The 13,133-nt window shown below is 33.7% G+C and carries 10 protein-coding genes; 3 read left to right on the forward strand and 7 right to left on the reverse strand.

The genetic code is table 11. The features are described from left to right. Nucleotides 1-36 precede the first annotated feature (36 nt). From pyrH to rplM, 5 genes are all read right to left on the reverse strand, one after another. Nucleotides 37-744, reverse strand: coding sequence for a UMP kinase (pyrH, locus tag H526_RS0113055; protein ID WP_027393413.1), 708 nt, complete (start codon nt 742-744; stop codon nt 37-39). A gap of 455 nt (nt 745-1,199) precedes the next feature. Continuing rightward, on the reverse strand, nt 1,200-2,162 hold the full coding sequence (gene tsf, locus H526_RS0113060; RefSeq protein WP_027393414.1) for a translation elongation factor Ts: 963 nt from the start codon (nt 2,160-2,162) through the stop codon (nt 1,200-1,202). Nucleotides 2,163-2,325: 163 nt separating this feature from the next. After that, on the reverse strand, nt 2,326-3,171 hold the full coding sequence (gene rpsB / locus H526_RS0113065) for a 30S ribosomal protein S2 (protein ID WP_027393415.1): 846 nt from the start codon (nt 3,169-3,171) through the stop codon (nt 2,326-2,328). 132 nt (nt 3,172-3,303) lie between these two features. Next, nucleotides 3,304-3,690, reverse strand: coding sequence for a 30S ribosomal protein S9 (rpsI, locus tag H526_RS0113070; protein ID WP_027393416.1), 387 nt, complete (start codon nt 3,688-3,690; stop codon nt 3,304-3,306). Continuing rightward, complete coding sequence (gene rplM, locus H526_RS0113075; RefSeq protein ID WP_027393417.1) at nt 3,690-4,145, reverse strand: 50S ribosomal protein L13; 456 nt, start codon at nt 4,143-4,145, stop codon at nt 3,690-3,692. The genes rpsI and rplM overlap by 1 nt, the downstream gene beginning before the upstream one ends. 273 nt (nt 4,146-4,418) lie before the next feature. Between rplM and H526_RS0113085 the strand changes: the two genes are divergently transcribed. The 3 genes from H526_RS0113085 to H526_RS0113095 all read left to right on the forward strand — a co-directional run bounded on the left by H526_RS0113085 (nt 4,419) and on the right by H526_RS0113095 (nt 8,976). Continuing rightward, nucleotides 4,419-7,115, forward strand: a complete 2,697-nt coding sequence (locus tag H526_RS0113085; protein WP_027393418.1) for a DUF5916 domain-containing protein — start codon at nt 4,419-4,421, stop codon at nt 7,113-7,115. A 78-nt stretch (nt 7,116-7,193) separates the two neighbouring features. After that, on the forward strand, nt 7,194-8,390 hold the full coding sequence (locus H526_RS0113090) for a serine hydrolase domain-containing protein (RefSeq protein ID WP_027393419.1): 1,197 nt from the start codon (nt 7,194-7,196) through the stop codon (nt 8,388-8,390). A 133-nt stretch (nt 8,391-8,523) separates the two neighbouring features. Beyond that, nucleotides 8,524-8,976 (forward strand): lipocalin family protein, encoded by a 453-nt coding sequence (locus H526_RS0113095; RefSeq protein ID WP_027393420.1) that lies wholly within the window; start codon nt 8,524-8,526, stop codon nt 8,974-8,976. Nucleotides 8,977-9,058: 82 nt separating this feature from the next. On the opposite strand, the gene H526_RS0113100 is transcribed toward H526_RS0113095, so the two are convergent. Both H526_RS0113100 and polA read right to left on the reverse strand, forming a co-directional pair. Next, entirely contained in the window at nt 9,059-9,883 is an 825-nt protein-coding gene (locus H526_RS0113100; RefSeq protein ID WP_027393421.1) for a TerC family protein, read from the reverse strand. Between the two features lie 64 nt (nt 9,884-9,947). Continuing rightward, nucleotides 9,948-12,770: a DNA polymerase I gene (polA, locus tag H526_RS0113105; RefSeq protein WP_027393422.1), complete on the reverse strand. Its 2,823-nt coding sequence runs from the start codon at nt 12,768-12,770 to the stop codon at nt 9,948-9,950. Nucleotides 12,771-13,133: the final 363 nt, after the last annotated feature.

Raw genomic sequence — 13,133 nt, forward strand, 5'->3', positions numbered from 1 at the left:
TTTAGTTGATCAAAAAACGAGCCACTTTTTGTCTTGTTACAGATTTACCTTTGTTCCGATAGATTCTCCAGAAATGACCTTTAATAAATTTCCTGTTTTATTCATATCAAAAACTATGATAGGTAATTCATTTTCCTGGCTTAACGTAAAGGCGGTTGTATCCATAACTTTAAGTCCCTTGCTTAAAACATCATCAAATGTAATAAAATCAAATTTAGTGGCTTGAGAATCTTTTTCGGGATCTGCTGTGTAGATTCCATCTACTCTTGTTCCTTTAAGAATAACATCGGCGTTAATTTCTATAGCTCTTAATACTGCTGCAGAATCTGTAGTAAAATAAGGGTTACCGGTTCCTCCACCAAAAATTACAACTCTTCCTTTTTCTAAATGCCTAATCGCTCTTCTTTTGATGAACGGCTCAGCTACTTCATTAATTTTTATTGCAGATTGTAGCCTTGTTGGAATTTCGGCATCTTCTAAAGCACTTTGTAATGCTAATCCATTAATTACAGTTGCAAGCATTCCCATATGATCGGCTTGCACTCGGTCCATACCTTTGCTGGCTCCTGCAACACCTCTAAAAATATTACCGCCTCCTATAACAATGGCAACTTCTACACCTCTATCAGTTATCTGTTTGATTTCGTTAGCATATTCTGCTAGTCTTTTAGGATCGATTCCGTATTGACGTTCTCCCATCAGGGCTTCTCCTGATAATTTTAGTAATATTCTGTTGTATTTCATCATTTGCTTGAACTGTGGTGCAAATATAATGATATTCTTAATTTAGAAAATACTTTACTAAGTAAAGGTAAATCTAAAAATAAAAGCTTTAGAGTATTGTAAATATCGAATGACTAATAAAAAAGGGTTCTTTTCCCCTGACGCCCCTATTGATTGGTCTTTAAGAATGTCATAGGTTTGCCAAAGGAAAACATAACAGAGGGAGATGAGGAATATTTTTGAAATAGTGAAGAAGCGTTTTTTGAACTTACAAATTCACGAAAGTGTGATTTGTATTCTAGACTGATTGGGGAGTTAGTCTTTTTTGGGGTAGCATTTTGGAGGGGTCCAAAATGTTAAAGAAAATGTTTCGGAAACTACTAGAAAGTATTTCGAAAAATGACGAAAAAACCGCTTCAATCGAAGCGGTTTTTGATTTTTAACACAGGAAATTAATCCTTATTTTTAGTGTTCGACTATAGAGAGATTCTTTCGAAACTTACTACAGAAACATCGCCTAATGTTTTTACGTAGTCTCCAACAGTCTTCTTTTCATCTTTAATGAAGTTTTGATCAAGAAGACATTGCTCTTGATCAAGAGTAGTGTTGTCAGAAATAAATCTTTCTAATTTACCAGGAAGGATTCTATCCCAAATTTGCTCTGGCTTTCCTTCTGCTTTAAGTTCAGCTTTAAGTTTTTCTTCAGCTTCAGCTATTACTTGATCAGATAACTGAGATCTTGAGATGAACTGAGGAACATTTTTTAATGTTTTACCAAGTCTACCAAGCTCAATATTTTCTTTCTCTATAGCAGCGATTCTAGCTTGAGTTTCTGATGCTACAAATTCTGGATCAAAATCTTTGTAAGATAATGTAGTTGCACCCATAGATGCAACCTGCATAGAGATATCTTTAGCAAGAGCTTCTGCTGAATCAATGCTAGAAGATAATCCTGTAAGAGCACCAATTTTATTACCGTGGATATAAGACCCTACAAAAGGAGCTTCTAAAACTTTAAAGTCTCCAATTTCGATTTTTTCACCGATTACTCCTGTTTGTTCAATAAGCTTGTCCTGAACACTCATTCCGTTAAAATCAGCAGCTAATAATTCTTCTTTAGAAGAACTGTTAAGAGCTAATTCTGCTAATTCTTTTGCTAAAGAAACAAAAGAGTCGTTTTTACCTACGAAATCAGTTTCACAGTTAAGAGAAACAATTACACCTTTATTTTTAGCGTCATTAACTTTTGCGATAACTGCTCCTTCAGAAGATTCTCTGTCAGCTCTTTTATCAGCTATTTTTTGTCCTTTTTCTCTAAGGATTTTTATTGCTTTGTCAAAATCTCCATCAGCTTCAACAAGTGCTTTTTTACAATCCATCATTCCGGCACCTGTAGCTTTACGTAATTTACTTACTTCTGCGGCTGTAATTTTTGCCATATCGTTTAAATATTTAATGTGTTTGTGTAAAAAACAAGTCGCTTAGTTTTTACTATTGTGAAAGTAAAGAACTAAACGACTCATTAATTTATATTAAAGTTAAGTTTTGTAACTTATTCTTTAATAATATGATTCTTAATGATTGAAAGCAATCAATGAATGTTTATTCTTCTTCTTGCTTGGCTGCTTCAGCTACTGCTGGAGCTTCCTCAACTTTAGCTGGAGCTTCTACAGCAGGTGCTGCTGGAGTTTCAGCTTTAGCAGGTGCCTTTTTTTCAGCTTTTGCTGAAGCATCTGCTTTAGGAGCTTCTTTAGAAGCTTTTCTTTCACTTAATCCTTCGATAATAGCATCACTTACATAAGTCATTACTTTGTCGATTGATTTAGAAGCATCATCATTTGCAGGGATTACATACTGAACCTGACGTGGATCAGAGTTAGTATCAACCATTGCAAAAATTGGAATGTTTAATTTCTGAGCTTCTTTTACCGCAATATGCTCACGAGTAATATCTACAACAAATAATGCACCAGGTAGACGAGTCATATCAGAGATAGAGCCTAAGTTCTTTTCTAATTTAGCTCTTAAACGGTCTACTTGTAAACGTTCTTTCTTGGATAATGTGTTGAAAGTACCATCTTTTTTCATTCTATCGATAGCAGCCATTTTCTTTACGGCTTTACGGATAGTAACGAAATTAGTAAGCATTCCACCAGGCCATCTTTCAGTGATGTAAGGTTGGTTTGCTTTTGCTGCTTTTTCAGCAACGATTTCTTTTGCTTGTTTTTTGGTAGCAACAAAAAGAATTTTTCTACCAGATGCTGCGATTTTCTTTAAAGCTTCACTTGCTTCGTCAATCTTTGCAGCTGTTTTGTATAAATTGATGATGTGGATTCCATTACGCTCCATATAAATATATGGTGCCATATTAGGATCCCATCTTCTTGTCAGGTGACCAAAATGTACACCTGCATCAAGTAAGTCTTTTACTTCGATATTGTTTGCCATTTTTGTAATAGTTTACGTTCTGTTGAATTAGCAATATTCAAGTGGCTATCGCTTTTGATAAGGCCTTGAATATTTAGATGCTAAACTAACCTCCCTAAAATCGGGGATAACAACAAATACTGTTTTAATAAATTAACGTTTAGAGAACTGGAATTTCTTACGAGCTTTCTTCTGTCCGAATTTCTTACGCTCTACCATTCTTGGGTCTCTTGTCAATAAACCTTCTGGTTTAAGGGTTGCTCTGTTTTCTTGATCTAACTCGCACATCGCTCTAGATATTGCTAGACGAATTGCTTCAGCCTGTCCTGTGATACCACCTCCATATACGTTTACATTTACATCGAACTTTTCCTCATTGTCTGTTAGGGCAAAAGGTTGGTTCACTTTGTATTGTAATGTAGCGGTAGGAAAGTAATCGTTAAGATCTTTTTTGTTGATCGTAACTTTTCCAGAACCTTCTTTAAGGTAAACTCGAGCTACAGCCGTTTTTCTACGACCAATTTTGTGAATAACTTCCATTACTTAAATTCTTTTAAGTTAATAGTTTTTGGTTGCTGAGCATCTTGCTTGTGATCTGCTCCAGCATGTACCTTTAAATTACGGAATAAAGCTGCTCCTAATTTGTTTTTAGGTAACATTCCTTTTACCGCTTTTTCGATTAAACGCTCTGGGTTTTTGTCAAATAACTCCTGAGCAGTAAGACTTCTTTGCCCTCCAGGGTAACCAGTATGACGGATATACGATTTATCAGTCCACTTTTTTCCTGTTAAATTGATTTTTTCGGCATTTGTAATAATTACATTATCACCGCAATCAACATGTGGGGTAAAGTTAGGCTTATGCTTTCCTCTTAATAGTATTGCTACTACAGAAGATAGACGTCCTAAAGTCTGTCCTTCAGCATCTATATGTAACCATTCCTTAGAAACGGTTGCCTTATTTGCAGATACTGTCTTGTAACTTAATGTGTCCACACTAACTAATTTTACTAATTAAACATTCCTTTCCTATATAAAATAGGGGTGCAAATGTACAATTATATATTTATATAGCAAACAGGTAATTGATATTATTTTGTGTCTATGATGCGTTGGTTTTCAGATAGATCAATTTCTGATGATTTTTTATGGGTTTTAAACTTAAAATATCTTTTTGGTGTTAATTTTTTACTAAATATAGATAGTAACTGTGACAAAGATTCATAATTTATGTCCTGTATTAAACATCAATCAACAAAACTAATCAACATGAAGTACGCGATCCATGTGCTAGGATTCCTTCTTTTTACACTGTTTTCGAATGCTCAAGATTCTACAGTGGTGAAAAAAAGAGTTTATACTACGAAACCTCTAAATGGTTCAGAAGCACCAACAATTAATGGATTAATTGAAGAATCTAGTTGGGATCTGGTAGAATGGTCTGGAGATTTTATTGAAAATGAGCCAGATGAGAATACACCTCCAAGTCAACAAACAAAATTTAAAATTTTGTATGATCAAAAATACCTATATATCGCTTATAGATGTTATGATACAGAACCCGACAAAATAGAAAAGAGATTATCTAGAAGGGATGGTTTTGCTGGAGATTGGGTAGAAATTAATTTAGATAGTTATCATGATAAACGAACAGGCTTCTCTTTTACAATTACTGCCGCAGGTGTAAAAGGAGATGAGTTTATATCTGATAATGGTAATAATTGGGATGGTAGTTGGAATCCTATCTGGTATACAGCAACTAATATAGATGATCAAGGATGGACAGCAGAGGTTAAGATTCCTTTAAGTCAATTAAAATTTGGTAAGAGTAAAGAACAAATATGGGGTTTACAGGTAAACAGAAGATTTTTTAGAAAAGAAGAGCGATCTGTATGGCAGCGAGTACCTCAGGATGCGCCTGGATGGGTTAGTGAGTTTGGCGAGTTACACGGATTAATTGATATAGAGCCGCAAAAACAGTTAGAGATTCAACCGTTTGTTGTTACTCAATATGACACTTTCCCCGAAGAAGATGGTAACCCCTTTAGAGATGGAGATGATTTTAAATTGAATGGAGGATTAGATGCTAAAATTGGGATTACTAATGATCTTACAATGGATTTAACGGTGAATCCTGATTTTGGACAAGTAGAAGCAGATCCTGCGGCTATAGCATTGGATGGTTTTCAGATATTTTTTAGAGAGCAAAGACCGTTTTTTGTGGAGAATAAAAATATTTTTGATTATCGTTTTGCGAATGGTCAAGATAATGTCTTTTATTCCAGAAGAATTGGAAGAAGTCCACAAGGTTCTATAGGATCTAGTCCTATTAATACAGAGTTTGTTGATAGGCCAACTAATACAACAATATTAGGTGCTGCTAAGTTTAGTGGAAAAACAAAGAATGGTTGGTCAATCGGAGTCTTAGAAAGTGTAACACAGCGAGAAATAGCGAAAGTAGAAGACGCCGATGGTAACAGGCGCGAAACTATTGTAGAGCCTTTGACAAATTATTTTGTTGGTAGAGTTCAGAAAGATTTTAATGATCGTAATACGTATATTGGAGGTATTTTTACGGCTACGAATAGAAATCTCGGTGATATTTTGAATATTGATTATGAAGATCCTAATACCGATGAGACTTCAGAATTAGTTGGGTTAAGAGAAAATAATCTAAATTTTTTAAGAAAATCAGCATATACCGCAGGATTAGATTTTAGACATAATTGGAAAGATAGAAAGTATTTTGTCGAAGGAAATTTAGTAACAAGTCATGTAGAAGGGTCTAAAGAAGCCATAGAAGCGACCCAAAATGAATTAACACATCTTTTTCAAAGAGTAGATGCAGATCATGTAAAAGTAGATCCTAATAGAACTTCACTTACGGGTACTGGCGGTAAGCTTATCGGTGGTAAATCAGGTGGTGGAAATTGGAGGTATACCGGAGGGGTTTTTTGGAGGTCGCCAGAATTAGAGTTAAATGACGTTGGGTTTTTAAGGCAAGCTGATGATATCAGACAATTTGCTAATGTTAGATATTTGTTTTTAAAACCTACTAAATTTTATAGAAGAGCAAATCTGAATTTTGAGCAAACTTCGGCATTTGATTTTGAAGGAAATTTTAATAGAATTCAATATGAGTTTAATGGTTTTATTAACTATAAAAATAACTGGTGGACAGAAGTAGGAGCAGCTCATAAGCCCAGAATTTATACAAACACAGTATTAAGAGGGGGTCCTCGCTGGAGATTTTCTGAAGAGAATTTTGCCTTTCTGTTTTTTGGTTCGGACAGTAGGAAAAAGTTTAATTTTACTATGGGGTATGTTAATTCTGGCGCTAGACAAAATAATTTTACCTTTCATAGATATGTGTTAAGGATGAGATACCAACCATTTAATGCATTAAGTATTTCCTTAAATCCAGAATTCGAGAGGAATCCTAATAAAACTCAGTATGTAACAGAAGTAGATTTTGCAGGTACCCCAAGATATATAACCGCTAGAATCGATCAGCAGACATTAAGCGCAAGTGTTCGTCTAAATTATAATATCAACCCTAATCTTACTATTCAATATTATGGACAACCATTTATTTCCAGAGGTACCTATACAGATTTTAATTATGTGAATAATCCTATTGCTTCGGATTTAAATGAGAGAGTTACATTGTATAATGATAATCAAATTTCTTTTGCGGATGATTTATACTCTGTGGATGAAAACTTAGATGGCGTAATAGATTATACTATTGATAATCCTGATTTTGCTTTTGTACAGTTTCGATCGAATTTGGTTTTACGTTGGGAGTATATACCAGGATCAGAGATTTTTCTTGTATGGTCACAAGGAGTTAATGGCTTGGGTGATCCAGGAGATCATCTTTTTAGGAGTTTAGACAATCAGATTTTTGGTCAGCAACCAGAAAACACATTTTTGATTAAGGCTACTTATAGGTTCGTATTATAAAATTTTTAAAAAGGTTTTAAGAAAGTTTTTCATCAAGATTTTTTACGTGTATTTTGCAATACTTAAGAAGATTATAATATGAAAAAAATTTTAGGGCTTTTTGTTTCTATATGTATTATCGGATGTACTACTTCTAAAACTGAACAGAAAAAGGTTGTTGTTACTGATCCAGAGCCTGTGTTAACTAAAAAAGATTCATTGTCACTTTTTTTGGATCATTACGAGAAGTTTTTTGCAACTAATTTTAATATTTCAGAATGTCCTGGAGCTGCTATAGTGATTGTTAAAGACTCTACAGTTGTGTACAAAAAAGGTTTTGGTGTAAAAGAGATCCATACAACTGATTCTGTAGATGTGAATACGGTATTTAGAATAGCAAGTCTATCAAAAGGAGTTACATCAGTGCTAGCTGGAAATTTGGCTGATAATAATGAGATTAAGTGGAAGCAAAATGTTAAAAAATCAGTAGGTATATTTAACTTAAGAGATAAAGCACAAGCAGAAAGACTTACTGTTAATCATTTGTTGTCTCATACGTCAGGATTATATAAGTATACTAATTCTAAATTGATTCATAAAGGGATGTCATTGCAGAACATTATTGCAAACTTTAAAAGGAATGGTGTTGTAGCTAAAGAAGGCACTGAATATGAATATCAGAATGCTGTTTTTTCTGTAGTAGAGAAGGTGATGGAGAATAATACGGGAAAGTCATTTGAAGCATTGTTAAGAGAACGATTGTTTGTGCCTGCAGGAATGAAAAATGCATCCAGTAGTTATTCAGATATTAAGAAAAACCCTAATGTTGCGTTACCACATAAATGGAATCATTATTCTAAGAAATATTATTTAACAAATCTTCATGAAAACTATTATAATGTTGCTGCCGCTGGAGGGGTTAATGCTTCTATTTCTGATATGGCAGAATATTTAAAAGTGCTACTTGGAAATCGTCCTGATATTATTTCTAAAGAAAGCTTAATAGAAATATTTAATCCGATGATCTGCACAAGTGATAAAGATACGTACGTGAATTTGTGGGATGGTGTTTCTGACTCTTATTATGCAAAAGGATGGAGGGTTTTAGATTACAGAGATAGAAAGGTTGTCTATCATGGAGGAAATGTAAATCAGTATAAAACGCAATTAATGATAGACCCAGAAAATAAGATAGGCGTTTGCGTATTGTTTAATGGGCCTAATACTTTTAATGGTCCAGTAATACCAACATTTTTAAATTACTATGATTTTTTTACTGCAACAATAGGAGGGTAGTGAGTAATGAATTGTTTTTCAAGTAAATAAGGTGTATTTTACAAATGCTAGAATGAACAATAAATCGTTATTAATATTTAAAACTCAAAAATCATGAAAACTAATTTTTTTTCTTTTTGCTATTTCTATTGCATTGTTTTTTACCTCTTGTAGTTCCGATGACGACAATGGAGAGGATGTGGTCCCGGATATGGTCTCATTAGTTGGAACTTGGGAGCTTACTTCTGCTTCTGGAGCGTTGCCAGTTGATTTAGATATGGACGGAAATGCTTCTACTAATTTATTAGAAGAATTGCCTTGTTTTGAAGATACAATTGTGGTAAGTGATGATAACACATATAATCAAAATGTCACACAGATTGATGTTAATGTAACTCCAGATTTACCTCCGGTAGTTACTGCTGACTGCACAGGTCTTATACTTGAGGTAACAGGTGAATGGGCTCTAGCAAGTGGTCAATTAACATTTACTCCAACTGGAATGGATCCAAGAACAGTGATGATTACACTTACAGAGACAACACTTTCTTTTACAGATGAAGTTGAAGACTTAGGAGCTGTAGATTTAGTTTTTACGCGTCAATAAGTTATTTGTTATTGTGGTTAAAATAAAAAGCGCTTCCTTAAACAGGGAAGCGCTTTTTATTTCTTTTTACTAAAAAAAGGAGTTACTTGTCTTTTTTTGCTAGTGATTCTTGGTGTTGCTTTTCTGCTAATAGTTTTTTCTGATAACGACCTTGCACAATATCTACAATTACAAGTACAACAATTACAAAATAGAATGTTGTTTTACTCATTTGTGTAACTTCATTATTAAAAATATGGAGATGTGCTAAATGACCTCCTTCTGATAATAGCATAATACCTACTATGAATAATATAAAAAGCCCTAATACTTCATACATTCTATTTTTCTGAAGAAAGTTAGATACTTTATCAGCTAAAACGATCATTAAAACACCGCCTAGTACAATTGCTATAGACATCAAAACAAGTTGCGGTACATATTCCATATCGCTAGTTAACGCCATTGCACTTAAAATAGAGTCAAAAGAAAAAACCAAGTTCATAATTACGATCCATAAGATAACTTTGTTTATAGAACCTTTTTTATCATCTTTTTCTATTTCTTCGTGCTCATTAAGTAACATCATGTGCCAAATTTCTTTGATTGCTGTATATATAATAAATACACCTCCTGCAAGAACAATTAAGCTATGGACATTAAATTCGAACTCAAGAATGTTATTGTCATGAAGACTAAAGAAAGGTTCTTGGAAAAATTGTATTACAGACATAAGTACAAAAAGCAAAACTATACGAAGTACAATTGCTAATCCAACTCCCATTTTTCTTACGAAACTTTGTTTTTCTGGAGGTGCTTTTTTTGATTCTAAAGAAATGTAAAGGAGATTATCAAATCCTAAAACCGCTTGCAGTAGTACAAGCATTAATAGGGTAATGAGACTTTCAACGGTAAAAAGTTGTTCCATAAAATAAGTGTTGATTGGTTATGTTATTAAATATGAATATAATAATACTAAGTGCAGTTACAGGTTAGTGGGCTTCTAGCCAATTTTCTCCTAACCCCATATCTACATCTAAAGGAACTGCAAGTGTATATGCATTTTCCATTTCTGATTTTATAAGAGATTGTATTTTTGCTAATTCAGGTTTGTATACATCAAAAACCAATTCATCATGTACTTGCAGTAGCATTTTTGTCTTATAATTATCCTCTTTTAATTTTTGGTGAATATTGATCATTGCAATTTTGATAATATCCGCAGCACTACCTTGTATTGGTGCATTTACTGCATTTCGTTCTGCTGCTCCTCTAACAACGGCGTTAGCGGAGTTAATATCTTTAAGATAACGACGTCTTCCTAATACTGTTTGGACATAACCATTTTCTCTAGCGAAATCTACTTGTTCGCTCATGTAATTACGTAGTTTAGGATAGGTTTTGTAGTAGGTGTCAATAAGTTCTTTGGCTTCACTTCGAGAAAGATCGGTTTGATTGCTCAGTCCAAATGCAGAGACGCCATATATAATTCCAAAATTTACAGTCTTAGCATTACTACGTTGTTCTCTAGTAACTTCCTCAATAGGTACATTGAAAACTTTTGCTGCGGTAGATGCATGAATATCTTCTCCGCTTTTAAAAGCATTGATCATCGTTTCTTCTTCACTTAATGCAGCAATGATTCTTAATTCTATCTGAGAATAATCGGCTGCTAATAGAATGTGTTCAGCATCTCTTGGAATAAATGCTTTTCTAACCTGCCTTCCTCTTTCTGTTCTAATCGGGATATTTTGTAAATTAGGATTATTAGAACTAAGTCGCCCAGTTGCGGCTACAGTTTGCATATAATCTGTGTGTACACGACCTGTAGATTCATTAATTTGGTTAGGTAATGCATCTACATAGGTGCTTTTTAGTTTAGATAACCCACGATAATCTAGTATGTTTTGAATGATTTTGTGATCCTTAGCTAGGTACGATAAAACATCTTCTGCGGTAGAATATTGACCAGTTTTTGTTTTCTTTGGTTTGTCGACCAATTTCATTTTTTCAAAAAGAATGATTCCTAATTGCTTAGGCGAAGCAATGTTAAACTCTTCTCCAGCTTCTTTATATATGTCAGTTTCTAACGTTTTAATGTCATTGTTCAGTTCTTCTGATAATGACTGCAAAAATTCATTGTCTAGATTAATTCCTTCTATCTCCATCGCTGCTAGAACTCTTAGTAAAGGAACTTCTATGTCTTCAAAAAGAGATAATATATTAGCTTCATTAAGTTCTGGAGTAAAGTGTTCTTTAAGTTGAAATGTAATATCGGCATCTTCCACTGCATACTCCGTTTGCTTTTCTTGTGGAACTTGTCTGAAAGATAATTGGTTTTTCCCTTTTTTTCCTATCAGCTCAGTTATTGAAACTGGTGTGTAATTAAGATAGGTTTCTGAAAGGACATCCATATTATGTCTCATATCTGGGTTGATTAGATAATGAGCTAGCATAGTGTCAAACAATTTTCCTTTTACATCTAGATTATATTTGGCTAATACTTTGATGTCGTATTTTAAATTTTGACCAATTTTGGTAATATTTTCATCTTCGAAAAAAGGTCTTAGTTGTTCGATTAATTCTTGAGCTTCATTTTGATTCTCAGGAAAAGGAATGTAGAACCCTTTTCCTGCTTCCCAAGAAAATGAGATTCCTACCAATTCTGCAGTAAGAGGATCGAGTCCAGTTGTCTCTGTGTCAAAACAAACATTTTTCTGCTTAAGTAGATTTTGAATAAATAATTTCATTGCCATTCCAGGAGCTACACTCTGGTAAAAATGTTCTGTATTTGCAATTGTTTTTCTACTAGAAAATGAATCTGTAGCAGTATTGGTATCTTGATTGCCACCAAACAATGAAAATTGACCCGCACCAGCTTGTTCCGATTGCTTATTTGAAGAAGTAGTCTTTGTTGGGGTAGAAGATTCAGATGGAAAGAAGATTTTAGTGAATTGATCAGTCAATCTTCTAAACTCGAGCTCTTCAAAAATTTCCTGTACTTTTTTTGCGTCCGGTTCAGAAATTTCATAATCCTTTGCATCGAAAGTAACATCACAATCGAGGATAATCGTTGCTAATTTTTTAGAAAGAAGCCCTAACTCTTGATTAGCTTCTACTTTTTCTTTCATCTTGCCTTTTAGCTGATCTATATTCTCAAAAAGACCTTCCATAGATCCATAAGCAGCAATGAATTTCTTGGCAGTTTTATCACCAACTCCTGGTAAGCCGGGAATATTATCCACAGCATCTCCCATCATTCCAAGGTAATCAATCACCTGCTCTGGATGTTCTACTTCAAATCTTTTTTGTACTTCGGGTATTCCCCAGATTTCAATACCATTGCCCATGCGAGCTGGGCGATACATAAAAATGTTTTCGGACACCAATTGGGCATAATCTTTATCAGGTGTAACCATATATGTTTGGTACCCTTCTTTTTCGGCTTGTTTAGCAATGGTTCCGATTAAATCATCAGCTTCTACTCCAGCTCTTTCAATAATAGGGATATGCATTGCTTTTAAGATTTCCTGTATAATAGGAACAGCTATTTTTATAGCTTCAGGAGTTTCGTCTCTGTTAGCTTTATATTCTGGAAATATCTCTAAACGATCCTTGCTTCCTTGTTTATCAAATGCAACTGCTAAGTGATCTGGTTTTTCTCTTTTGATTACATCAAAAAGTGAATTTACAAACCCCATAATTGCTGAGGTATCTTGCCCTTTAGAGTTGATTCTTGGATTTTTAATTAAAGCATAATATCCGCGAAAAATAAGTGCGAATGCATCCAGAAGAAAAAGACGTTTTTGTGACATAGTGTATGTTCAGTTTTTAGAAATGCAATATAAAAAGAAGATTGCTGAAAATCGTTTCAAAATTATACTAAATAAGAAATGCCGTCAATGAATGACGGCATTTCGCCCCAAAATAAAATTGATAACAATGTTATCAATTGCTATAAATACGATAGTAATATTTTATGAATAAAGTAGATTTTTTTTGTACATCCCTATAGTTAAATAGTTGAACGAAGGTACGAATAAAAATTATACATATGAAAGAAAATTCTAAGATTTATGGTGTTTGATATATGTGTATCTTAGTAATGATAGTATTTTATAATGATTCAGTGATAAACAGTTAATTTTTACTTAAATATACTTATGATTGACAAAAGG

Source organism: Aquimarina latercula DSM 2041 (assembly GCF_000430645.1).
Classification (GTDB): domain Bacteria; phylum Bacteroidota; class Bacteroidia; order Flavobacteriales; family Flavobacteriaceae; genus Aquimarina; species Aquimarina latercula.

Bases quoted from the DNA above. Each gene is read 5' to 3' on its own strand.
- pyrH (WP_027393413.1), bottom strand. From the start codon at position 744: ATGAAATACAACAGAATATTACTAAAATTATCAGGAGAAGCCCTGATG.
- tsf (WP_027393414.1), bottom strand. From the start codon at position 2,162: ATGGCAAAAATTACAGCCGCAGAAGTAAGTAAATTACGTAAAGCTACA.
- rpsB (WP_027393415.1), bottom strand. From the start codon at position 3,171: ATGGCAAACAATATCGAAGTAAAAGACTTACTTGATGCAGGTGTACAT.
- rpsI (WP_027393416.1), bottom strand. From the start codon at position 3,690: ATGGAAGTTATTCACAAAATTGGTCGTAGAAAAACGGCTGTAGCTCGA.
- H526_RS0113085 (WP_027393418.1), top strand. From the start codon at position 4,419: ATGAAGTACGCGATCCATGTGCTAGGATTCCTTCTTTTTACACTGTTT.
- H526_RS0113090 (WP_027393419.1), top strand. From the start codon at position 7,194: ATGAAAAAAATTTTAGGGCTTTTTGTTTCTATATGTATTATCGGATGT.
- H526_RS0113100 (WP_027393421.1), bottom strand. From the start codon at position 9,883: ATGGAACAACTTTTTACCGTTGAAAGTCTCATTACCCTATTAATGCTT.
- polA (WP_027393422.1), bottom strand. From the start codon at position 12,770: ATGTCACAAAAACGTCTTTTTCTTCTGGATGCATTCGCACTTATTTTT.